Source organism: Flavobacterium lacisediminis, assembly GCF_025909975.1.
In the GTDB taxonomy this organism is placed as follows: domain Bacteria; phylum Bacteroidota; class Bacteroidia; order Flavobacteriales; family Flavobacteriaceae; genus Flavobacterium; species Flavobacterium lacisediminis.
Map to the genome: position 1 here is coordinate 78698 of NZ_JAPCIO010000002.1, position 23084 is coordinate 101781.

At 31.4% G+C, this 23084-nt stretch carries 22 protein-coding genes; 11 read left to right on the forward strand and 11 right to left on the reverse strand.

The genetic code is table 11. The annotated features are described in order from the left end of the window. Positions 1–86 precede the first annotated feature (86 nt). Positions 87–1076, forward strand: a complete 990-nt coding sequence (locus OJ995_RS02910) for a PorP/SprF family type IX secretion system membrane protein (protein ID WP_264368076.1) — start codon at positions 87–89, stop codon at positions 1074–1076. A 63-nt stretch (positions 1077–1139) separates the two neighbouring features. After that, on the forward strand, positions 1140–1652 hold the full coding sequence (locus OJ995_RS02915) for a gamma carbonic anhydrase family protein (RefSeq protein WP_194093319.1): 513 nt from the start codon (positions 1140–1142) through the stop codon (positions 1650–1652). A gap of 1 nt (position 1653) precedes the next feature. Here OJ995_RS02915 and murI read toward each other — a convergent pair whose 3' ends face one another. The 8 genes from murI to OJ995_RS02955 form a co-directional block, all read right to left on the reverse strand. After that, entirely contained in the window at positions 1654–2433 is a 780-nt protein-coding gene (murI, locus tag OJ995_RS02920) for a glutamate racemase (RefSeq protein ID WP_264368077.1), read from the reverse strand. A 73-nt stretch (positions 2434–2506) separates the two neighbouring features. Continuing rightward, positions 2507–3010 carry an OmpH/Skp family outer membrane protein gene (locus OJ995_RS02925; RefSeq protein WP_026724328.1) on the reverse strand — a complete coding sequence of 168 codons (504 nt, stop codon included), beginning with the start codon at positions 3008–3010 and terminating at the stop codon, positions 2507–2509. Positions 3011–3034: 24 nt separating this feature from the next. Then, complete coding sequence (locus OJ995_RS02930; RefSeq protein ID WP_264368078.1) at positions 3035–4060, reverse strand: OmpH/Skp family outer membrane protein; 1026 nt, start codon at positions 4058–4060, stop codon at positions 3035–3037. A gap of 102 nt (positions 4061–4162) precedes the next feature. Continuing rightward, positions 4163–6913 carry an outer membrane protein assembly factor BamA gene (gene bamA / locus OJ995_RS02935; protein WP_264368079.1) on the reverse strand — a complete coding sequence of 917 codons (2751 nt, stop codon included), beginning with the start codon at positions 6911–6913 and terminating at the stop codon, positions 4163–4165. Beyond that, positions 6831–7586 (reverse strand): undecaprenyl pyrophosphate synthase, encoded by a 756-nt coding sequence (gene uppS, locus OJ995_RS02940; protein ID WP_264368080.1) that lies wholly within the window; start codon positions 7584–7586, stop codon positions 6831–6833. Before uppS ends, bamA begins: the two co-directional genes overlap by 83 nt. A gap of 2 nt (positions 7587–7588) precedes the next feature. Then, positions 7589–8272, reverse strand: coding sequence for a type IX secretion system protein PorG (gene porG / locus OJ995_RS02945; protein WP_264368081.1), 684 nt, complete (start codon positions 8270–8272; stop codon positions 7589–7591). Positions 8273–8392: 120 nt separating this feature from the next. Beyond that, positions 8393–9277 (reverse strand): NAD kinase, encoded by an 885-nt coding sequence (locus OJ995_RS02950; RefSeq protein ID WP_133608351.1) that lies wholly within the window; start codon positions 9275–9277, stop codon positions 8393–8395. Positions 9278–9288: 11 nt separating this feature from the next. Beyond that, on the reverse strand, positions 9289–9948 hold the full coding sequence (locus tag OJ995_RS02955; protein WP_133608348.1) for a CBS domain-containing protein: 660 nt from the start codon (positions 9946–9948) through the stop codon (positions 9289–9291). Positions 9949–10042: 94 nt separating this feature from the next. Between OJ995_RS02955 and OJ995_RS02960 the strand changes: the two genes are divergently transcribed. From OJ995_RS02960 to clpX, 8 genes are all read left to right on the forward strand, one after another. After that, on the forward strand, positions 10043–10756 hold the full coding sequence (locus OJ995_RS02960) for a pyridoxine 5'-phosphate synthase (RefSeq protein ID WP_264368082.1): 714 nt from the start codon (positions 10043–10045) through the stop codon (positions 10754–10756). Positions 10757–10760: 4 nt separating this feature from the next. Continuing rightward, positions 10761–11522: an alpha/beta fold hydrolase gene (locus tag OJ995_RS02965; protein WP_264368438.1), complete on the forward strand. Its 762-nt coding sequence runs from the start codon at positions 10761–10763 to the stop codon at positions 11520–11522. 122 nt (positions 11523–11644) lie between these two features. Continuing rightward, positions 11645–12895 carry an OmpP1/FadL family transporter gene (locus tag OJ995_RS02970; protein WP_264368083.1) on the forward strand — a complete coding sequence of 417 codons (1251 nt, stop codon included), beginning with the start codon at positions 11645–11647 and terminating at the stop codon, positions 12893–12895. A 17-nt stretch (positions 12896–12912) separates the two neighbouring features. Continuing rightward, a complete protein-coding gene (locus OJ995_RS02975) occupies positions 12913–14526 on the forward strand; it encodes an SGNH/GDSL hydrolase family protein (RefSeq protein WP_264368084.1) in 1614 nt (537 codons plus the stop codon). Positions 14527–14603: 77 nt separating this feature from the next. Beyond that, positions 14604–14948, forward strand: a complete 345-nt coding sequence (locus OJ995_RS02980; protein ID WP_264368085.1) for a phage holin family protein — start codon at positions 14604–14606, stop codon at positions 14946–14948. Between the two features lie 101 nt (positions 14949–15049). Next, a complete protein-coding gene (gene tig / locus OJ995_RS02985) occupies positions 15050–16375 on the forward strand; it encodes a trigger factor (RefSeq protein ID WP_264368086.1) in 1326 nt (441 codons plus the stop codon). 108 nt (positions 16376–16483) lie between these two features. Further along, a complete protein-coding gene (gene clpP / locus OJ995_RS02990) occupies positions 16484–17140 on the forward strand; it encodes an ATP-dependent Clp endopeptidase proteolytic subunit ClpP (RefSeq protein WP_111566130.1) in 657 nt (218 codons plus the stop codon). A gap of 72 nt (positions 17141–17212) precedes the next feature. After that, on the forward strand, positions 17213–18445 hold the full coding sequence (clpX, locus tag OJ995_RS02995; protein ID WP_264368087.1) for an ATP-dependent Clp protease ATP-binding subunit ClpX: 1233 nt from the start codon (positions 17213–17215) through the stop codon (positions 18443–18445). A 50-nt stretch (positions 18446–18495) separates the two neighbouring features. On the opposite strand, the gene OJ995_RS03000 is transcribed toward clpX, so the two are convergent. The 3 genes from OJ995_RS03000 to OJ995_RS03010 all read right to left on the reverse strand — a co-directional run bounded on the left by OJ995_RS03000 (position 18496) and on the right by OJ995_RS03010 (position 22104). Then, positions 18496–18630 (reverse strand): hypothetical protein, encoded by a 135-nt coding sequence (locus OJ995_RS03000; protein WP_264368088.1) that lies wholly within the window; start codon positions 18628–18630, stop codon positions 18496–18498. Between the two features lie 32 nt (positions 18631–18662). Continuing rightward, entirely contained in the window at positions 18663–20225 is a 1563-nt protein-coding gene (locus tag OJ995_RS03005; protein ID WP_264368089.1) for an OmpA family protein, read from the reverse strand. 367 nt (positions 20226–20592) lie between these two features. Beyond that, on the reverse strand, positions 20593–22104 hold the full coding sequence (locus tag OJ995_RS03010) for a GH3 auxin-responsive promoter family protein (protein WP_264368090.1): 1512 nt from the start codon (positions 22102–22104) through the stop codon (positions 20593–20595). Between the two features lie 100 nt (positions 22105–22204). On the opposite strand from OJ995_RS03010, the gene OJ995_RS03015 reads away from it, so the two are divergent. After that, positions 22205–22996, forward strand: coding sequence for a DUF2797 domain-containing protein (locus tag OJ995_RS03015; protein WP_264368091.1), 792 nt, complete (start codon positions 22205–22207; stop codon positions 22994–22996). Positions 22997–23084: the final 88 nt, after the last annotated feature.

Genomic DNA, 23084 nt, shown 5'->3' on the forward strand with positions numbered 1-23084 from the left:
GTTTTTTATTAATAATGTTCTAATTTTAAAACCTAGAAGTTTGATTAGAATAGTAAGAAGTATGTTTTCATTAAACAATAACTACAATGAATTTTAAAAAGAGTTATTTTATTTTAGCATTTTTATTGGCACAATTTTCTTTTGCACAAGAAGGAATAGCTGTTTATTCGGATTATTTGTCGGATAATTATTATTTAATTCACCCTTCAATGGCAGGTGCTGCTAATTGTGGTAAAGTTAGATTAACTGGTCGTCAACAATGGTTTGGACAAGATGAAGCTCCATCATTACAAACAGTTAGTTTTAATACAGCAATAGATGAAGATGGTGTTTCTGGTGTTGGAGTAATTCTATTTAATGATAAAAATGGTTATCATTCTCAAAAAGGGGCTAAATTAACTTATGCTCACCATTTGAGATTTTCTAGAGGTACTGTTGATTTAAATCAATTATCTTTTGGATTAAGCACTGCTTTTGTTCAAAGTACATTAGATGGTTCAACTTTTACAGGAAATGATCCAGTTATCGTTAATGGAGTAATTCAAAAAGATGCTTATTTTAATATAGATTTAGGGGTTTCGTATCACTACATGGATTTCTTTACTCATGTAACTATGAAAAACTTTTTAGCAAGCCAAAGAAGAGAACTATATTCGGAAGGATTTGAATCTGATAATTTAAGTAAATTATTGTGGAGTGTAGGTGCTGTTTTTGGAAATGAAGACAAATTGCTTTTCGAGCCATCATTAATGTATCAACGTATTTCTGAAACTAAAGAATCTTCAATTGATTTAAATCTTAAAGTTTATAAAGCAGTTGATTTTGGTAAGTTATGGGCTGCAGTTTCATATAGAAGAAGTTTTGATAGCGCACAGTATGAAGGTGGTAAACAAAATTTACAGTGGGTTTCACCAATTTTAGGTGTTAATTATAATAATTTTATGTTTTCATATACATACAGTCATGTTATGGGTGATATTAAGTTTGATAATGGTGGATTTCACCAAATTACTTTAGGTATTAATGTTTTCTGTAAAGACAAACAATGGGATTGTAATTGTCCAGCTGTTAATTAAGAATAAAAATTTCAAGTATATTTGTCCCGATTTATCGGGACATTTTTTTTAAAAGAGTTAATTATGTTAATCAAAGAAGTAAATGGGAAATTTCCTCAAATCCCAGACGATTGTTATGTTGCTGAAAATGCAACTATTGTAGGAGAAGTTTCTTTTGGTTCTAATTGTAGTGTTTGGTTTAATGCTGTAATAAGAGGTGATGTTAATTCCATAACAATTGGAAATAAGGTTAATATTCAGGATGGTGCAGTAGTTCATTGTACTTACCAAAAGCATCCCACAGTTATTGGAAATAACGTTTCTATAGGACATAATGCTATCGTGCATGGTTGTACGATAAAAGATAATGTGTTAATAGGCATGGGAGCAATAGTTATGGATAATTGTGTAATTGAAAGTAATTCAATAGTTGCTGCAGGTTCGGTTATTACCCAAAATACAGTTGTAGAATCGGGTTGTATTTATGCGGGTGTTCCTGCAAAGAAAGTTAAAGATATAGATCAGAGTGATTTTGCAGGTGAAATTGAACGTATTTCAAATAATTATGTGATGTATTCAGGTTGGTTTAAAGAATAAACTAAAAATTCTTATAAATCACAGTTTCACGATTTCCTAGTATAGTTTTTAAAACTTCTGGCTCGCTATTCGTATAGAATATTTGCGAGCTTTTTTCATTTGAATGATTTAGTAAGTGATTTTGTTCTAATATTTTTTGTGTTTGTTTAGCTACTGCTTCACCAGAATCAATTATTTTAATGTGTGGTGGAATAATTTTTTGAATTTGAGGGATTAAATAAGGATAATGGCTACAGCCTAGCACTAAATAGTCGATGTTTTTTTCCACCATTGGGTTTAAATAGCTTTTTAATAAATCTTCCATTTCTGCAGAATCCATATCGCCATTTTCGATTAATTGAACTAAACCATGGCCTATTTGCTCAATTATTTTTACATCAGGATGATTTGATACATTTTTATGGAATAATTCGCTATTAAGCGTTCCTTTTGTAGCTAGTATGCCGATTGTTTGAGTTTTAGATTGAAGTGCTGCTGGCTTAATTGCAGGCTCTATACCTATAAAGGGAACATCGTATTTAGCTCTAAGTTCTTTAATGGCATTTGTAGTTGCTGTATTGCAGGCTACAACAATAATTTTGCAGTTGTTTTCGAGTAAAAATTCTGTGTTTTTACAACTGAGAGCTATAATTTCATCTTTAGATTTAAGTCCATAGGGAGCATTCTTGCTGTCTGCAAGATAGATAGTGTTTTCGTTAGGCATTAGCGTGTGAACTTCTCTCCATATGGATGTTCCGCCAATACCTGAATCAAATAGGCCTATGGGTTTTTTGTTTATCATGATAACAAAAATAAAAAAAACTGCTCAATCTAAACTAAGATTGAGCAGTTTTTAAAATTCTGTTTTGAATTAATTAGAAACCTAATGATTTTTTAACATCAGCTAATAAATCTGTACCATCAGCAACTAATACGCCACTTCCTGTAGTAGAATCCAATACATAGTTAAATCCTTTTTCTTTTGCTACTTTTTTGATAGCAGCTTGAGCTTTTTCCATGATTGGTTTAATTAAGTCCATTTCTTTTTGGCCTAATTCTTTTTGAGCTGTTTGTTGAAATTGTTGGATACGAGCACCCATGTCTTGCATTTCTTTAGAACGAGTTTCGTTTAAAGCGTCTCCTGCAGTTGGAGCTTCTTGCTCGTATTTTTGTAATTTTGTTTGGTATTCAGCTACCATGTTTTTGTAGTCTTTATCGTAAGTCTCCTGAATTTTTTTCATTTGATCTTGTGCTGTTTTCATTTCAGGCATAGAAGTCATTAAAGCTTGTACATCTATATGAGCAACTTTTGTTTGAGCTGAAACTTGCGTTCCAATAAAAAGTACGATTGCAATTGCTAAAGTTTTTAATTGTTTCATTTTTGATTTTAAAATTTAAGTTATTTAATTTTTGTTCTCTGTTTCTGTTTTCTGTTCTTTTGCTTTTTTAGCAGCTTCTCTTTCCTCTGCTATTTTTTTCTTTTTTTCTTCTAAAGCTTTTTTTCTTTCTTCGAGTTTTTTGTTTCTCTCTTCAATCAGTTTTTGGCGAGCTTCTTCAGGAGATAGTTTTTTTGTTTCTTCTTTTACTATTTCTTTATCTTGCTTAGAACCTTCTTCTTTTTTATCTTCTGTTTTTTCGTCTTTATCACCTTCAGAAGTTTTATTTTCAATTACTGTGCCATTTTTTTTAGCATCACGTTCTTCTAATAATTTTTTTCTTTTTTCTGCGGCATCAGCTTTCTTTTGTTCATTTGCTATTCTGCGTTCTTCCAGTAATTTTTCTCTTGCAGCTTTTTTCTCATCTAAAATTCTTTGTCTTTCTGTAAATGCAGGATTCTCTTCTACAGCTTCATCAAGTGCCTCTTTTGCTTCCAAGGCTTTCAATTGTTTTTTAGACATTTCTTCTCTTTTTTGAGAAGCAGTTAATTTCTTTACAACATAGTCACTAATGTCATATTTTTGAGCGGCAAATAACATGGTTAAATCTGATGATTTATCAAAAATAAAATCATATTTTCTTTGTTCAGCAACATCTTGAACTATAGTGAAAATTTGATCTTGAATAGGTTTTATTAAAACCGATTTTTGAATAATTAAATCCCCTTTAGGTCCAAATCTTTTTTCTTGGTATTCTAGAAGCTCTTTTTCTAAATAAGCAATTTCTTCTTCTCTTTCTTCAATTAATTCTTTTGTTAAAAGTACTCTTTCCGTTTTTAAGTTTTCTTTTAACTTGGTGATTTCTGCCTTTTTAACTTCAATTTCTTGCTTCCATTTTTGTGCTTTTTGCTCTAATTGATTAATAGCATCAGCATAATCGGGCACTTTTTCTAAGATATATTCCATATCTATGTATCCAATTTTAACTCCTTTAGCAGTTTGTGCTTGGGTAGAAAAAGAGATTAGTGCAAGTATAAATAATAATTTTTTCATTTCAACTTAATTTTGTTTAGTAGCTGAACCAACTTAATAATTGTCAAACGCAATAAAATGTAAAATATTTTTACGAATTTAACAAAAAAGTACTAACTAACCTTAAAATTGTTGTCCAATAATAAAGTGTGTTTGCCAACCACTTTTAACTGTTTGTCCCGGGATAGCATCAAAACCGTGAGCAAAATCAATTCCTAACAGTCCAAAAGCTGGCATAAATACACGTAAACCAACTCCTGCTGAACGTTGTAAATTAAAAGGATTATAGCTTTTAAAGTCATTATATGATGAACCTGCTTCAAGGAATGATAATGCATAAATAGAAGCTGATTGATTTAATGTAATTGGATATCTTAGTTCTAATGAAAATTTATTATAGACTGTTGCTCCTAATTGTTCTCCATTTGCATTTACAGGAGAAAGTGAGTTGTTTGGATATCCGCGCAACTGAATTACTTCTCTACCATCTAATGAAAAGTTAGCTAATCCATCTCCACCTAAATAGAATCGTTCAAAAGGAACAACACCTCTATCGTTATTGTAGGCTCCCATATAACCAAATTCTCCTAAGGTTCTTAATACAAGTTTATCCCAAATTCTCATGTACCAATCACCTTTGAATTTAATTTTATAATATTCTAACCAATTATACTTTTTCTGATCCACTTTGCCTACATCGGCTGAAGCGCGTGTCCAATCAGTACCAACTGTTTCATACACACCAGAACCTTCTTCCGTTTCAGCTAAATAATCACCTGGAATTGCAATTTGACCATCTTCTGTTGGTTGTAATTGAATACTTGAATCATTAGGATCATACTTTAATTTATAACTTTTTTGATTTTCTAAGTCTTCATAATCAACTCCATTAAATGCTGAGTATGGTAAAGTGAATTTTGCAGAAACACTAAATTCAGAACCACTTGTAGGGAAAATAGGATTAACTCCTTTGCTGTTTCTTGTTAAACCAATTGTATATGTTAAGTTTCTAGATGCGCCATCACCAAATGTAAATAACCCAGTATTGTAGTTGTTTAAGTCATAGTATTGGAAAGATAATGCTTGTGATAATACAAAATAGTCATCAGGCACAGTTAGTCTTTTTGCAATACCGGTTGATAGTGCTATAATATTAAAACTTTGATCCCTTGTTACGTCACGAGTTTGGTAATTATACAAAAATTGTTTACTATATGAAAATGAAGAAGAAAAACTCACTGGTTTTTTTCCTCCAAACCATGGTTCAGAGAAAGACAAACTATAAGTTCTGAAATAAGAACTTCCTTGTAAGCGTAAAGACATTTTTTGTCCATCTCCCATTGGTAATGGTTTATAAGCATCTTTTTTAAAGATATTTCTTGCAGAAAAATTATTAAAAGATAAACCTAGAGTTCCTATGAAACCTCCACCTCCGTAACCTCCTTGAAGCTCAACTTGGCTTGATCCTTTTTCAACTACATTGTATTCAATGTCAACAGTTCCAGCTTGTGGATCTACATTTTTAAAATCGGGTTTTATAGCTTCTGGATCAAAGAAACCTAATTGACCAATTTCACGAATAGAACGAATTAAATCCTCTTTGCTGTATTTTTGTCCTGGTTTTGTTCTAAGCTCTCTGTAAATTACATGGTCATTAGTTTTGTCATTTCCTACAACAGTTATTTTGTTAAAATACGCTATTGGTCCTTCTGTTATTCTAATTTCAAAATCAATAGTATCATTAACAGTTCTTATTTCTACAGGATTTATATTTGAAAACAAATATCCATTGTTTTGGTATAAATTAGTTAAATCTTCACCATCGGGTTTGCTTTTGTCTGCAATTCGTTCTTCTAGGAGTGTACCATTATAAACATCCCCTTTTTTAATCCCAAGATATGAATTTAAAAAATTATCAGTATAAACGGTATTACCTAAATAACGAATATCTCCAAAGTAGTATTTTCTACCTTCTTCAATTTTGACTTTTATAGCAATGGTGTTGTTTTTTTTATCATATATGACAGAATCACTTATGATTCTAGCGTCACGAAATCCATTTTCTTTGTATTTATCTACAACAGTGTTTAAATCTTCTTTGTATTTTTCTTTAATGTATTTTGAAGATTTAAATACTCGAATTGGGTTTTTTGCTTTGGTATTTTTAAATGCACTTCGCAATTTTGAATCTGATATTTCGGAATTGCCATCAAAATCGATTTTACTTACTTTAACTTTACTTCCTTTATCTACATTAATCACCATTTTAACTTCGGTTTCGGTACTGTCAGGAATAATGTTTATTGCTACTTTCGTATTAAAGTAACCATCTTTTTTATATTTATTCTCAATATAATTTCTAGTAGTTGTTAATAGATTTTCATTAACAATTTTCCCTTTCTTTAAATCAGTTTCTTTAATTAATTCTTCAGATTTACCTTTTTTTACACCTTGGATTTTAATATCTGAAAGTTTTGGTAATTCATTAATGTTTAATTCAAGGTAAATACTATCTCCTTTTATTTCATTAACATAGAAGTTTACATCAGAAAACAAACCTAATTTCCAAAGTTTTTTAATAGCCGTACTAATGTCTTCTCCAGGAACCATGATGGATTGCCCTTTTTCTAAACCAGTAAATGTTGTAACAGTTTGCTCGTTATAGGATATTTTTCCTGTAACAGATACTTTAGCTAATATGTATTCTTTTCCGTTTTCAAGTTTAGTTTCTTGAGAAAAAATTGAAGAGCTGTTTAGTAATATAATAATTGAAAGTAGTTGTAATCCTTTTTTAAACATTTTTTTCGGGTATAATTTGTTCGCTGGTTTTTCCAAAACGGCGTTCTCTTTTTTGATAACTAATAATTGCTTCATATAAATGATTTTCTGAAAAATCAGGCCAAAGGACTTCTGTGAAATAAAATTCCGCATAGGCTATTTGCCATAACAGGAAATTACTTATACGATGTTCTCCACTTGTTCTGATTACTAAATCGACATCAGGTAAATTGTGTGTGTAAAGATGCTGATTAATAATTGATTCGTCAATAGCCTCTTCAGAAATTATATTATTTTTAACTTTGTCAGAAATTTTTTTAACAGCTTGAATAAGTTCTTCTCTAGCGCCATAACTAAGTGCTAAAGTGAGTGTCATCCTAGTGTTTTCGGAAGTTTTGTCTATTACTTCTTGTAATTCTTTTTGTACGCTAGAAGGTAAATTTGTTAAATTTCCTATAGCATTTAATTTAATATTATTGCCTTGTAAAGTTTTGATTTCTTTTTTTAAAGAAGAGATTAATAGTTTCATTAAGGTCTCAACTTCTAATTTTGGGCGATTCCAATTTTCTGTTGAAAACGCATAAAGAGTAAGGTTTTTTATTCCAAGTTTCGCACAAGTTTCAACGGTAGTTTTAACCGACTTTGTTCCACTTTCATGTCCCAATGCTCGAATTAATCCTTTTTGTTTTGCCCATCTACCATTTCCGTCCATAATAATGGCCAAATGTTCTGGTAAAGCAGCGGTATTTATTTGTTGAACTAGCTCCATTTTTATTCTGCGCAAAAACAAGGGTTTTTGCCAAATGTATATGTTAATGTTAAACCGGTAAATACATACCAATCATTACTATTTAAATTCCCAAAACGCAACGTTTCAAAATTATCATTTTCAGGATTACTTCCGTCTAAATTGTCAGTAAATGTATATCGGAACCCTATTTCAGCTCCAATTATAAAATTCTGAAAAAAACGTCCTTTTATTCCCACTACCATTGGTATAGCAAAAGTACTACTCTGATAATCCAGATAGCTCGTATTGTCTAATATATAAATTTCATCATATATAAAATAACTTACACCGCTATAAACATATGGCGAAACCTTTGTTTTAGAATCGTGTAAATCAAAATCCATAAAACTAAATTCTAATCCTGCTGAAAATTCTTTTACACTATTTTCAAATGAATTCCCTCTTAAGTAGCGACTTGGAACATCGCTATCTATGTCTTTCGATTTCAAACTTCCTTGCGTGTATGAAAAACGATAGGCATGACGAGGACTTCTATTCCATTTGTAGATAATTCCTATTGCAGGTTCGTTTGGCGCGATATAGGTCGTTGGACCAACATCACCAATATAATTCACACCACCCACAAATACACCTAATTCGTTTATTTGAGCATGTGTGTTAAACCCACAGAAAATCAGCGATATATAGATTAAAAAGTACTTCATTTTTTAAAATAGTTTGCAAATATAACAATAATGACTTCTTATCCCTATTTTAAAGGATTTTTTTGTTGTCTTTTGATAAACTAAAAACGTTAAAAAACGAAAAATGATATAATGAAGGTGTTAATTTCTTTTGTCTTCTCCCCAAAGTAATTTTTTTCTGATAGTATTTAGGAAAGATTCTTCCTTAAATTCAATTATCGAAATGGTAAAAGGCGATTTTTTAATTCGAACAATCGTATCTTTTGAAACCGCAGAAATTCTCGAATCTAATGAAATTAAAAATTGTTCTTCTCGTCCAGAAATTCGAAGTTCAATTTCCATGTCATCCGTTATAACTAAAGGTCTTGCGTTTAAGTTGTGAGGTGCCATTGGAGTTATAACTAAGCTTTCTACATTTGGCGTAAGAACTGGTCCGCCGCAACTAAGTGAATATCCTGTTGAGCCTGTTGGTGTTGAAACAATTAAACCATCTGCCCAATATGAAGTAAGATATTCTCCATTTAAATAGGTGACAATCGTTATCATCGAAGTAGTATCTTTTCTAGCGACAGTAACTTCGTTTAAGGCAAAATCTAATTCGCTAAAATTATCATATTCTGGTGTAGTTTCAATGCTTAATAATGTTCTTTTTGAAATTGCATAATCGTCATTAAGTAATTTTTGCAAAAGCGTTTCAATATTTTCAAATTGAATAGTTGCTAAAAACCCTAATCTCCCAGCATTTATTCCAATAATCGGAATGTTTTTATCTCTAACAAAAGTTGCTGCTTTTAGAATAGTTCCATCTCCGCCAATACTTATTAACGCTTTGAAATCGGCATCTAAATTGTTGTAATTGGAATAGGTTTCGTACTCTTTTAAAATGATATTTTTTTCTTTAAGACTAGCTAAAAAACTCGCTTCAAAAGCAATTGTAATAGCATTTGATTCTAAAAAAGTAACTACTTTTTGTACGATTTCAGCGGTACTGTTTTGGTAATATTGGCCAAATAACGCTATTTTCATTGTTGTCTCTTTTAAATGTTCAAGTATTTATCTAAATAATCAGAGCGTTCTTTTAAACTGTTTAAGTAAGAATCATCTTGATGTTCTGAAATAATTTCATATTCATAACGTCTGAAAGTTTGAATAATATCGTTCAATCCGCTTTGACTAATTTTTACAGTAATTTCTACTTTGTTTCCTACTACATTCGAAATAAATAAACCTAAGATCTTCGCATTATTACTCTCGATAATTTGAGCCACTTGACTCATAGAAAACTTATCTGTTTCTTTTTCTACGACAATAATGCCGCCTTCTTCTTTTAAGAAAGGAGTTTCATGGAAAAACCGAATAACATCTTCTAATTCATAATAACCTAAATAGGTGTTTTTATCGTCTAAAACCGGAATTAAATTACTTTCGTTTTTAGCAAAAATTTCCAGCACATCAAGCCAAATCGTGGAAGTGCGAACAAAAAATCGCTCAAAATGAAAGCGAGTTTCATTTACAATGGCATCGCTATTTAAAAGTTCAACGTTCTCTTTACTCACGCATCCTATATATATACCATCTTCGGTAACTGGGAAATGCGTGTAAGGAAAATCCAAAAACAAATCCTGAGCTTCAGCGATAGAATCGGTGTGCTTTAGAGGTTTTATTTCGTTATTTATGTAGCTTGTAAGATTATTCATTGTGGATGTGATGAAAATATATCGCAAAATAATCAAAAAATACCACATGCTAGCTAACTTATACTTTGTATTTTTGTATAAATTAAAAATTATCATGACAAAGTTATCAGTAAATATTAATAAAATAGCAACGCTTCGTAATTCAAGAGGAGGTAATGTGCCTGATTTATTGAAAGTTGCAAATGACATTCAGCAATTTGGAGCAGATGGAATTACCATTCATCCAAGACCAGATGAAAGACATATTCGTTATCAAGATGCACGCGATTTAAAATCGGTTGTGTATACCGAATATAATATTGAAGGAAATCCGCAACACAATTTTATTGATTTGGTTTTAGAATGTAAGCCTACTCAAGTTACTTTGGTGCCTGATGCTATTGGTGCTTTGACTTCAAATGCAGGTTGGGATACAATTAAACATCAATCGTATTTATTAGAAGTAATTCAAGAATTTCAAAGAAACGGAATTAGAACTTCCATTTTTGTAGATGCTGACGAAAAAATGATTGAAGGAGCAAAAGCAACAGGTACAGAACGTATCGAATTATATACCGAATCATTCGCTCATGAATATGGCTTAGGAAACAAAAGCGGAATTGAACCTTATGTAAAAGCAGCTATCAAAGCGAATGAATTAGGATTAGGTATTAATGCGGGTCATGATTTAAGTTTGGATAATATCAAATTTTTTAAAGATAATATTCCAGGATTGCTAGAAGTTTCAATCGGGCATGCTTTAATTGCTGAGTCGTTATATTTAGGTCTAGAAAATGTAGTGAATATGTATCTTCAAAAATTAAAATAAGATGTTGTTGCACTCAAGAATAGAAGGCGAAGGCAAGCCACTAGTAATTATTCACGGTTTTTTAGGAATGTCTGATAACTGGAAAACATTAGGAACGCAATTTGCTAATGAAGGTTTTCAAGTACATGCTTTAGATTTAAGGAATCATGGAAAAAGTTTCCATTCTGAAGATTTTTCATATGAAATCATGGTAGAGGATGTAAAACAATATTGCGAATTTCATCAATTAAAAGATATCACAATAATTGGACATTCTATGGGTGGAAAGGTTGCGATGCTTTTAGCTACAACTTATCCCGAATTGGTTTCTAAATTAATTGTGGCTGATATTGGTCCAAAATATTATGCGCCGCATCACCAAACGATTTTAGCATCATTAAATGCAGTCGATTTTTCAAAAAAACCAAGTAGAGCTGAAGTGGAAGAACTAGTCTCAGGTTACATTAAAGATTTCGGAACCCGACAGTTTTTATTGAAGAATTTATATTGGGAAACTCCAGAGCAATTGGCATTCCGATTTAATTTAAAAGTTTTCAATGAAAAAATAGAAACTATTGGAACGGCTTTACCATTTGAAAATATTTTTTCTAAAGACACATTGTTTTTAAGAGGTGATAAATCAGATTATATTTTAGATAGTGATTTTGAAACTATTTATCATCATTTTCCAATGGCGAAGATTGAAACAATTAAGAATGCCGGGCATTGGTTGCATGCAGAAAATCCAAAAGATTTTTATTTCTATGTTCTAAATTTTATTAAATAAAACAGCTAAAAAATTATGCATGCATAATTTTTTAGTTAAAAAAATTGTAAAATTCATATTTTGTTATAATTTTGAAGTATAGATTTTTATAAACAAAGAAAAAACTAACACATTTTTACATTATGAGAAAATTACTTTCTTTAACATTATTGGCTTTGGCTGGCTCTACTGCTTTTGCAGGAGGATATAGAGTAAGCATCCAAGGTCAAAAACAATTAGCTATGGGACACACAGGTGTTGCTGTAGTAAATAGCGCAGAGGTTGCTTTTTTCAATCCTGCAGGTATGGCTTTTTTAGATAAAAAATTCAATTTATCTGTTGGGGTTAGTGGATTATTTGCAGAAACAAAGTTTCAAAATTCTCAATATAATTGGGAAGCTTCAACTCAAAATGTTGGTACTCCATTCAATATTTATGCTACTTACAGATTAAATGATTGGTTTACTGCTGGACTAGCGGTTTATACGCCTTATGGAAGTTCAGTTGAATGGGATCAAGATTGGGAAGGAGCTCACTTAGTTAATAATATTGATTTAAAAGCTATCTTTTTTCAACCTTCAATTTCAGTAAGAGTAGGGGAGCACTTTAGTTTTGGTGGAGGACCTATCTTAGCAATGGGTGGGGTTAATTTTAATAGAAATTTAGCAACAAATCCTTTGTTGTCTGTTGACGGACAACCAGCTGATGTAACATTAGATGCACAAGGAATCAATGCTTGGGGATATACAGCAGGTATTATGTTTAATCCAACTGATAAGTTAAGATTAGGAATGAATTATCGTTCTGAAATTATCATGGAAGCTCGCGGTGGTGATGCTAATTTTAATGATATTCCTGATTTTGCTTCTACAGATCCAAGATTTCAAGATCAAAAATTTGATGCAGACCTTCCATTGCCAGCTGAGTTTACAGTAGGTTTGTCTTATCAAGTAACTGATAAATGGATGTTAGCATTTGATTATAATAGAGCAATGTGGAGTGTTTATGAAGCATTGACTGTTAACTTTGAAAATGGTACTTCATCTGTTAACCCAAGAAATTATCAAAATTCAAGTACTTACCGTGTTGGAACACAATACAAAGCTAATGATAAATTTACTTTCAGAGCGGGTTGGTATTTTGACGAAAGTCCAGTACAAGATGGGTATTTTGCTCCAGAAACACCAAGAAATGATTCGATGGGATACACAGGAGGTTTAACTTACCAATTAAATGGTAAATTAGGTATTGATTTTTCATTCCTTTATTTACACTTTGACGAAGTGGATAACTCTTATAACCATTATTCAGAAAATGGAAATATCCAACCATTTGGTGGAACTTACAAAAGTTCTGTTTTTTCACCAGGTATTGGTATAACTTACGGTTTCTAATTTAAACTTAAAGAAAGATGAAAAATAAATTTATATATTTAGCTATTTTAGCTGCTGGTTTTGCTTCGTGTGAGCCAGAATTCGAAAATGAAGTAAACGCAGAATATTCAGCAGGTGATGCTGACTTCTCTTCTTATGTTGCTATTGGAAATTCATTAACCGCTGGTTATATGGATGGAACAGTTTCTAGAGTAAGTCAATCGTATTCTTACCCAAGTTTATTAGCAAGACAATTCGCATTAGTAGGAGGTGGAGAATTTACACAACCTTCTTATGCAGATGATGTTAATAACTTAGGAGGGTTAATGTTAGGAGGTATTCCAATAGGTGGCACAAGATTAGTAATCGATGCTTCACAAGGAAGACCAGAACCAATTGCTGGAACATCTACAATTGAAGTTTCAAATCCTCAAGCAACAGCTTATAATAACATGGGAGTTCCTGGAGCAAAATCATTCCATTTATTATCAAATACTTATGGTGATGTTGCTGGTGTTATGCCTGGTTATGCAAATCCATATTTCGTAAGACACGCTATTACAGCTTCTTCAACGGTATTAGGTGATGCAATGACAAAAAATCCAACCTTCTTTACTAACTGGATTGGAGCTAATGATGTGTTGTCTTATGCTACAGGTGGTGGGGCTTTGCCTGACAATCCATTAACACCATCAGTTGATGAAAGTTTATTGCCAACTCCAGCTGCTGACCACAATGCAACTGGAAATTTAGATCCTTCAACTTATGGTGGAAATGATATTACGAATGCTAATGTTTATGCAAGTGTTTATTCTACTATCATTAATACATTAACAATGAATGGTGCTAAAGGAGTTGTAGCTACGGTTCCTAGTGTAACTTCTATTCCTTATTTTACAACAGTTCCTTATAATCCGCTTTCGCCTACTGCTTTAGGTGGTTCAGCAAATATTAATGCATTAAATGCGCAATTATATGGTCCGTTAAATCAAATTTTTTCTGCTTTTGGTGAGCCAAATAGAGTAAAATTATTATCAGCTACTGCTGCTAATCCAATTTTAATTTATGATGCTGACGCTGCTGATAGATCAGCTCAAATTACAGCTGTTTTGACACCAACATTAGGAGCGCCAACTGCAACTGCTTTTGGTATGGTGTTTGGAAAAGCACGTCAAGCTACTCGTGATGATTTAGTTGTATTGAGAGCTTCTGGAGTAATTGGAACACCAAATGCTTCTTCGCCATCAACTTTAATCAATATTAATGGTGTTTCTTACCCAATGGCTAACAAATGGGTGTTAACTACTACTGAGCAATTGAAAGTTTCTAATGCAACTGCTTCATACAATTCATCTATTCGTTCAATTGCTGCATCTAAAGGATTGGCTGTTGCAGATATGAATGCAATCATGAACCAATTAGTTGGAGCTTTAAGAGTTGAAACAGGTCAGGTTTATACTGCAAATTATTTTAGTGGAGCGGCTACAGAAGGTGTTGTGTTGTTCTCTTTAGATGGAGTTCATCCAAATGCGCGTGGGTATGCAGTAATTACTAATGAGATTATTAAAGTAATTAATCGTCATTATAATGCAAATTTACCATTACATAATCCATCTTATTTCCCTGGAATTAATATTGTAGGTTCAAACTAAATTTGATATAAATATTTAAAAAAGGCATCATTATTGATGCCTTTTTTTTGTAACTTTAAATTTCTAAAGACAATAAAATGAATTTAATTATTAAACTTTTCATCAGTACAATTGTAGTATTTGTACTTTCTTATTTTTTACCTGGAGTTCATGTTACTAGCTTAACAGGGGCTTTAATGGTAGCGGTTGTGTTAGGACTTTTGAATACTTTTCTAAAACCAATACTAGTGTTGCTAACAATTCCAGTTACCTTTTTTACATTAGGTCTTTTTTTATTAGTAATCAACGCAATTATCATTATAATTTGTGATTATTTTATAGTTGAATTTAGTGTTGATGGTTTTTTAGACGCCTTATTGTTTAGTATCTTATTGTCAATTACTCAGTCTATTTTGAATAAAATCTTCATCGACGAAAAATAAATTTATAGCGAATTGAATTTCAATAAATTAAAAACTTGTTTGGGTTGTAAAAATTCTATAATTTTGCAACCCAAATTTTATGGTACTTAAATAAACAGATAATGAACATTACAAAAACGCAAGTTGATGATTTAAATGCTATTGTAACAGTAGCAATTTCTAAAGAAGATTATTCAGATAAAGTAGAGAAAGTATTAGCAGATTATAGAAAAAACGCATCAATTTCTGGTTTCAGAAAAGGAGCTGTTCCAATGAGTTTAATCCAAAAACAATATGGTAAAGCTGTTTTGTTAGAAGAAGTAAATAAAGTGTTGCAAACTTCTCTTAATAACTATTTAACTACTGAAAAATTAGATATTCTTGGAAATCCACTTCCAAAAGTAACAGATAGTATCGATTGGGATGCGGAAAATTTTTCTTTTGACTTCGAATTAGGATTAGCTCCTAAGTTTTCAGTTGATTTAACAGCAAAAAACAACGTTACAAAATTCAACGTTATTGCAGATGATAAAATGTTGAATGATCAAGTAGAAAGAATCCAAAAACAATACGGAAAATTAATTTCTCAAGCAGAAGTAAAAGCTGACTTTGAAGTTAGAGGAACTTTTACAAACGAAGAAAAAGGAATCAATGCTCCAGCTAACTTCGGTTTAGATATTTTTGCTGATAAAAAAGTAGCAAAAGCATTTATCGGAAAAAAAGTAGGTGATGTAGTAACTATCGGAACTAAAGGTTTATTCGATGACGATCACAAATTAATGGATTACTTAAAAGTAGGTCATGATGATGTTCACGGTTTGGATATTAATGTTGATTTTACAATTGAAGAAATCAATGAAATTGAAAAAGCTGAATTAAACCAAGAATTACTAGATAAATTATTCGGACCTGGAGTTCTTTCTTCAGTTGAGGATTTAAAAGCGAGAATTAAAGAAGATGCTGAAGCACAATTTGCTCAACAAGCAGATCAAAAATTCTTAAATGATGTTACTGATTTCTTAATTGAAACTACAAAATTCGATTTGCCAGAAGCTTTCTTAAAAAGATGGATTCAAAATGTAGGTGAAACTCCTTTAACTGCTGAACAAGCGGAAGAAGAATATGCAAAAGCTGAAAAAGGATTACGTTTCCAATTAATTGAAGGAAAAGTAATGGCTGATAATAATTTACAAATTACTTTCGAAGATTTAAAAGCACATACTGCTGAATTAATCAAGAAACAAATGGCGCAATTTGGTCAGTTAAATCCTTCAGAAGATGAAATTAACGGAATTGTAGCTCGTGTAATGTCTAACCAAGATGAAGTAAAACGTTTATCAGAGCAAGTAATGAGCGAAAAAATGTTAGGTCTTTACAAAGAAAAAGTAAAAACAAAAACTAAAGAAGTTAATTACGAGCAATTCATTAAAGAAATGTACGGAGAATAATATCTCACAAAAAATAATTATCTTTGAGCGTCAGACTAGTTTTGGCGCTTTTTTATTCTGTATTCAAGAGCAGAATTTCTAAATATTAATTATTTAAACCATACAAAAATGAACTACGGAAAAGAATTTAAAAAATATGCTACTAAGCATCACGGAGTAAACAGTTTATATTACGATAAAATTGTTGGAAGTATGACTCCATATATTATTGAAGAACGCCAATTAAACGTAGCTTCAATGGACGTTTTCTCTCGTTTAATGATGGATAGAATCATTTTCTTAGGAACTGGAGTTGATGATTATGTGGCAAATATTATTCAAGCACAATTGTTGTTTTTAGAAAGTGTTGATGCTTCTAAAGATATCAGTATTTATATCAATTCTCCAGGAGGAAGTGTGTATGCTGGATTAGGAATTTATGATACAATGCAATTCGTAAAACCAGACGTAGCTACAATTTGTACAGGAATGGCGGCTTCAATGGGCGCTGTTTTATTATGTGCTGGAGCAGAAGGAAAACGTTCAGCTTTACCACATTCAAGAGTTATGATTCACCAACCATCAGGAGGCGCACAAGGTGTTGCAACCGATATGGAAATCAACTTGAAAGAAATGTTGAAATTAAAAGATGAATTATATGAAATCATTTCTAAACATTCTGGACAATCGTTCGAAAAAGTGCACAAAGATTCTGAGCGCGATTATTGGATGATTGCTGCTGAAGCAAAAGAATATGGAATGATTGATGAGGTTTTAACAAGATAATTTAAAAAGTGAAAAGTGATTTGTAAATAGTGATAAACTACTTACTAATCACTTTTCACTAATCACAAAAAAATGGCTAAAGAAGTATTAGAGTGTTCATTCTGCGGAAGGAAAAAGCCTGAAACCAATTTATTAATTGCAGGGATTAATGCGCATATTTGCGACAAATGTATCGAACAAGCTCACGGAATTGTATTAGAAGAATTAAAACAATCGGGTAATTCCAATTTGGTTGCCGATTTGATTCTGTTGAAACCAAAAGAAATTCGTGCGTTTTTAGATGATTACGTAATTGGGCAAGATCAAACTAAAAAAGTAATGAGTGTAGCGGTTTACAATCACTACAAACGTTTGATGCAAATTCAATTAGAAGACGAAGTTGAGATTGAAAAAAGTAACATCTTAATGGTGGGTCAAACTGGAACTGGAAAAACATTGGTAGCAAAAACCATTGCTAAAATGTTGAATGTTCCTTTGGCTATTGTAGATGCTACTGTTTTAACCGAAGCGGGTTATGTAGGAGAAGATGTGGAAAGCATTTTAACTCGTTTGCTACAAGCTGCTGATTATGATGTAGCTAAAGCTGAAAGAGGAATCGTGTTCATTGACGAAATTGATAAAATTGCTCGTAAAAGTGATAATCCATCAATTACGCGTGATGTTTCCGGTGAAGGAGTACAACAAGCTTTGTTGAAATTGTTAGAAGGAACAGTTGTAAACGTACCACCAAAAGGAGGAAGAAAACATCCCGACCAAAAATTTGTCGAAGTTAATACACAAAATATCTTATTCATCGCAGGTGGTGCTTTCGACGGAATTGAAAGAATTATTTCAAAACGTTTAAACAGACAAGCAGTTGGTTATAGTTCTTCTATTGGAACCGACCAAATTGATAAAGATAATTTGTTGCAATATTTGATTCCGAAAGACGTGAAGGATTTTGGATTAATTCCAGAAATTATAGGTCGTTTACCAGTTCTAACGCATATGGATCCTTTAGACGCAGAAACATTAAGAGCTATTTTAACTGAGCCTAAAAACGCTTTAGTAAAACAATACAAGAAGTTGTTTGAAATGGATGAAGTAACCTTAGAAATTGAGGAAGAAGCTTTGAATTACATTGTAGCAAAAGCTTTAGAATATAAATTAGGAGCCAGAGGTTTACGTTCGTTATGTGAGGCGATTTTAACAGATGCTATGTACGAATTACCAAGTTCTGATGACAAACATTTACAAGTTACAAAAGAATATGCAGAAAACAGTTTGAGTAAAAACTTACTTCAACGTTTGAAAGCAGTTTCTTAATGAAAGTAATAGAAATAAAAAGGTCGCCAATTGGCGACCTTTTTTTATGATTAAGCATTTTTCTTTTGCTCGATTGTTTTTGTTTGTTTGGTGTTGCAATATCTTGCTTTGCAACTCCATCCGCTTGAACATGATGTTAATAATACTACTGTTGATAAGGCTAATACTAAAGAGATTTTTTTCATTTTTTTATAGTTGTATTTAATTGAGAGAGTTTTTATTTAACGATTTTGAATTCCACTCTTCGGTTAGTTTGATCTTGTTTTGCAGTACATTTTTCGCACTTTTCTAACAATTCGCTTTCACCAAAACCTTTGTAGGTTAACTGAGTTGCTGGAATACCTTTTTTAAGTAAATATTGGTAAGCAGATTTTGCTCTACTTTCAGATAACGTTTGGTTGTATGTATCTGTACCTTTGCTGTCTGTATGAGCATTAATTGTAATACTCATGTTAGTATTGTTCTTAAGTACTTCAACAATTTTATTTAAAGATAATTCAGATTCTTTTTTGATGCTTGATTTATTGAAATCAAAATAAATGTTTTCAATTACAATCGCATCATCAGTAACAACTGCTTTTTTCTGAGTTAAAGCAATATTTTTATCAGTATCACCAGTTGCAATATTTAACTTTTTAGTTTCATAACCATCTTTGTTAACCACAACATTATAAGTTGTTAATGGCTCAAGAGCTAATTTGATTTTACCGTTATTGTCAGATTGTGTTTCTGCTAACTTAGTTCCAAATTCATCGGTTACTACTACTGTTGCATTTGGTAAAGCAGTTTTAGTTACTTCTTCAACTATTGTGTAGTTAAAGAATAGATTGTCTTGCTTTTTAATATCGAATTTTAAAATATCAAAGTTTCCTGATTGATGTTTGTCAGTTGAAATATATCCTTTAGATGGAGATGTCATTACAAAAGCAACATCGTCTCTTCTTGAATTTAAATCAGTTCCTAAATTCATAGCTGTTAAAAATGAATTATCTACGTATGCAGATCTAAATACATCATAACCACCTAAATTTAAATGACCTTTTGAAGAAAAATATAAATATTTGTTGTCAGAAGACATATATGGATATTTTTCATCATCAGCAGTGTTTACATTTGGGCCTAAATTAACTAAGTTGCCAATTGTTCCGTCTTCTGCAATTGTAGCTTCATAGATATCAAATCCTCCAAAGCCACCAGGAATATTTGTTGCAATATAAATTTTCTTCCCATCAGGAGATACACTAGGAGTTTCTGCTGAATACTGTTCAGGAACAATTTTTAAATTAGTAATATCAGTCCATTTTTTAGCATCTTTTTCATTAAGAGTTGCTTTGTGTAATGTGAACAATTGCTTGTTGGTTGGGTTTTCTTGTGTAAAGAAAATAGTTCTTTGATCAGACGAAAATCCGATTGAACCCTCTTCGTTTTCAGAATCTAATGCTTGAGAGAAAAGTAAAGGGAAAGATAAGTTTCCATCTTCTTTTACATCTACACAATATAAATTGTTATTAGGAGTATTTGTAATTGGATTAACAGTTACATCTGCATGTCTTCTTTTTTTATTAGACAAAATGATGTATTTGTTTTTAAAGAAAGTGGTGCCAATTTCATTTAACTCCGAATTGATTCCAGTGTCACTAATAATGAAGCTAATTCCTTTTGTATTTTTATTGATGGCATTTACAATAGCTTCTGCTCCTTCTGAACGTTTTGGTTCTTGTCCAAAAGATAATAGGCTTCCTAAAAGTAAAAATAACGTAAGGATTTTTGTTAGTTTCATAAATTTAATTGCTTAAATAATAATTAGTTAATGATTCGTTAAAACGCGTGCAAAATTAGTGTTATTTTTATTAAACAAACACAAAAAATATTTTTTTTGTTATATTTCCTTCCTTTTTTTCGATAAAACGCAAAAAAAATCGATTTACTGCATTTTTAGTAAATCGATTTTATTAAGAATATCGCAATGAAATGTATTTAACAGTTTGCAATTTTATGAAATTCTCTATAAAAGGAATGATTTTTGTTTTTTTCTATCGAATTTTCGCATTTTCGGTATGGTCCGCATTTATAACGTCTTGGTCCACAAGATACTGTAAGTAGAACTAACATGATAAGTGAATAAATTATCTTCTTTTTCATAATGATTATTGTAGCGTTAATAGGCTTTCTAAATAGGTTCTTTCATTAGAAAGTCTTGGTACTTTGTGTTGCCCACCTAATTTATCTTGTTGTTTTAACCAGTCATAAAAAAGATTTTCACGAGCCACATTTAATACTAACGGATTTAAAGTCATATTGTTGTAGCGTTTTGCTTCGTAATCAGAATTTACATTTTGAAGATTTTTATCTAATGCATTTCTGAAGTTTTCTATATTATCGGGTTTGGCTTTAAATTCGATAATCCATTCATGAGCACCTTTTTGTTTATCGCTCATAAAAATGGGAGCAACGGTATAATCTGTAATTTCGCAGTTGAATTCTTTGCAAGTTTTAGTTAGAGCCGTATCGGTATTTTCAACCATTAGTTCTTCTCCAAAAACATTAATATGATGTTTGGTTCTTCCAGTTACTTTAATTCTATATGGATTTAAAGAAGTAAATCGTATGGTATCTCCAATTAAATAACGCCATAAACCTGAGTTAGTTGTAATTACTAAAGCATAATTTTTATTCAATTCTACTTGATTCAATCGAATAACACGTTGGTTTAAAGTTCCAAAAGTATCCATTGGAATGAATTCGTAGAAAATTCCGTAATCTAACATCAACAACAATTCGTTTGAATCATTTAAGTCTTGTATAGCAAAAAAACCTTCCGAAGCATTATAAATTTCGTAATATTTGAAATTGTCTTTTGGAAATAATTTCTTGTATTGTTCGCGATAAGGGTCAAAATTTACGCCTCCATGAAAATATACTTCTGCATTTGGCCAAAGCTCTAATAAATTAGATTTTCCAGTGGTTTCCAATGTCTTTTGTAATAAAACCATCATCCAACTCGGAACACCTGCTAAACTCGTTACATTTTCGTTAATTGTTTCATTAATGATAGCTGGTAATTTGGTTTCCCAATCGCCCATTAACGATATTTTACTGCTTGGAGTGGAGCTGAACTCGGCCCAAATAGGCATATTGTCAATTAAAATTGCTGATAAATCGCCAAAAAAAGTATTGTTGTTTTCGTATAATTGTTTGCTTCCTCCTAAACGTAAACTTTTTCCAGTAAACATTTGTGATTCTTCGTTGTTGTTTAAATACAAACACAATAAATCTTTACTGGCTTTATAATGGCAGTTTTCTAGCGATTCTGCACTTACAGGGATAAATTTACTCTTAGCATTAGTAGTTCCACTTGATTTAGCAAACCACTTAATGTTAGAATTCCAAAACACATTTTGTTCTCCTTGTCTTGTTTTTTCAATCAAAGGTTCTAAATCTTCATAAGTTGAAACAGGAATTCGCTCACTAAAAGTGGTGTAATTCTTCATGGAAGAAAAGTTGTATTTCTTTCCGATTTGGGTGCTTTCGGCTGATTTTATAAGGTTGAAAAGCAATTCTTCTTGCACTTCATGAGGATATTTTAAAAACAATTCCATTTGATGAATTCGTTTCTTCAAAATCCAAGTGGCAACAGAATTTATAATTTGTAATGGCATTTACCTATTTCTAATTTTGAATTATTAAAACGGAATAATAACTTTACCAAAAATAGCAATTTTTTCAAATAATAGAACGAAAAAGTAAATCTTAACACAAATGAATTATCAAGGCACGCTTAGTAAAATGCAAACCGAATTTGAAAGCCCAATTCAATACTATTTGGTTTTTGAAAATAGTTTTTTAAATCTGAATCAACTTTTAGGAAAACAAATGGAAATTGAATTTCAAGGCTATCAGTGTTTGAATTGTGGGAAAGCCAAGAAAATTTTTCGTCAAGGATTTTGTTATGATTGTTTTATGAGTAGTCCAGCAGTAGGCGATTGGATTATGAAACCCGAATTAAGCACTGCGCATTTAGATATTGAAGATAGAGATTTAGCCTATGAAAAGCGCGTACAATTACAACCGCATGTGGTGTATTTAGCTTTGTCAAGTGAAGTGAAAGTAGGAGTAACGAGAAAAACCCAAGTGCCAACTCGTTGGATTGATCAAGGTGCTGTGCAAGCCATTCCCATTGTAGAAGTGCCAAATAGATATTTAGCTGGAATTACAGAAGTAGCATTAAAAAACCATTTTGCCGATAAAACCAATTGGCAAAAAATGCTAAAAAACGAAGTGCCCAATATGGATTTAATTTCAGAACGAAATAAAGTCTTGGATTGGTTACCCAATGAAGTAAAAGATTATTTTCCAAAGGAAGAAAAAATCATTCAATTAGATTTTCCAGTTTTGCAATATCCAAAAAAAGTAACGAGTTTAAATTTAGATAAAACGCCAAGCTTTATGGGAACGCTAACAGGTATTAAAGGACAATACCTGCTTTTTGAAGATGGTACTGTTTTTAATGTAAGAACTTATGAGGGTTATGTGGTGAAAATGAGTTTATAAAAAGAAACCCTTAATTCTTGTTAAAAGAATTAAGGGTTTATGATTGTTTTTAATCTAATATGACTATTTAAATTTTTACAATAAAAAT

Coding starts and splice junctions, on each gene's coding strand:
- OJ995_RS03000 (WP_264368088.1), bottom strand. CDS start 18,630: ATGAAAAAAATCTCTTTAGTATTAGCCTTATCAACAGTAGTATTATTA.
- OJ995_RS02975 (WP_264368084.1), top strand. CDS start 12,913: ATGAAAAATAAATTTATATATTTAGCTATTTTAGCTGCTGGTTTTGCT.
- OJ995_RS02955 (WP_133608348.1), bottom strand. CDS start 9,948: ATGAATAATCTTACAAGCTACATAAATAACGAAATAAAACCTCTAAAG.
- OJ995_RS02980 (WP_264368085.1), top strand. CDS start 14,604: ATGAATTTAATTATTAAACTTTTCATCAGTACAATTGTAGTATTTGTA.
- OJ995_RS02960 (WP_264368082.1), top strand. CDS start 10,043: ATGACAAAGTTATCAGTAAATATTAATAAAATAGCAACGCTTCGTAAT.
- murI (WP_264368077.1), bottom strand. CDS start 2,433: ATGATAAACAAAAAACCCATAGGCCTATTTGATTCAGGTATTGGCGGA.
- OJ995_RS03010 (WP_264368090.1), bottom strand. CDS start 22,104: ATGCCATTACAAATTATAAATTCTGTTGCCACTTGGATTTTGAAGAAA.
- clpP (WP_111566130.1), top strand. CDS start 16,484: ATGAACTACGGAAAAGAATTTAAAAAATATGCTACTAAGCATCACGGA.
- OJ995_RS02925 (WP_026724328.1), bottom strand. CDS start 3,010: ATGAAACAATTAAAAACTTTAGCAATTGCAATCGTACTTTTTATTGGA.
- OJ995_RS02910 (WP_264368076.1), top strand. CDS start 87: ATGAATTTTAAAAAGAGTTATTTTATTTTAGCATTTTTATTGGCACAA.
- OJ995_RS03015 (WP_264368091.1), top strand. CDS start 22,205: ATGAATTATCAAGGCACGCTTAGTAAAATGCAAACCGAATTTGAAAGC.
- clpX (WP_264368087.1), top strand. CDS start 17,213: ATGGCTAAAGAAGTATTAGAGTGTTCATTCTGCGGAAGGAAAAAGCCT.
- tig (WP_264368086.1), top strand. CDS start 15,050: ATGAACATTACAAAAACGCAAGTTGATGATTTAAATGCTATTGTAACA.
- OJ995_RS02970 (WP_264368083.1), top strand. CDS start 11,645: ATGAGAAAATTACTTTCTTTAACATTATTGGCTTTGGCTGGCTCTACT.
- OJ995_RS02950 (WP_133608351.1), bottom strand. CDS start 9,277: ATGAAAATAGCGTTATTTGGCCAATATTACCAAAACAGTACCGCTGAA.
- OJ995_RS02930 (WP_264368078.1), bottom strand. CDS start 4,060: ATGAAAAAATTATTATTTATACTTGCACTAATCTCTTTTTCTACCCAA.
- uppS (WP_264368080.1), bottom strand. CDS start 7,586: ATGGAGCTAGTTCAACAAATAAATACCGCTGCTTTACCAGAACATTTG.
- porG (WP_264368081.1), bottom strand. CDS start 8,272: ATGAAGTACTTTTTAATCTATATATCGCTGATTTTCTGTGGGTTTAAC.
- OJ995_RS03005 (WP_264368089.1), bottom strand. CDS start 20,225: ATGAAACTAACAAAAATCCTTACGTTATTTTTACTTTTAGGAAGCCTA.
- bamA (WP_264368079.1), bottom strand. CDS start 6,913: ATGAAGCAATTATTAGTTATCAAAAAAGAGAACGCCGTTTTGGAAAAA.
- OJ995_RS02915 (WP_194093319.1), top strand. CDS start 1,140: ATGTTAATCAAAGAAGTAAATGGGAAATTTCCTCAAATCCCAGACGAT.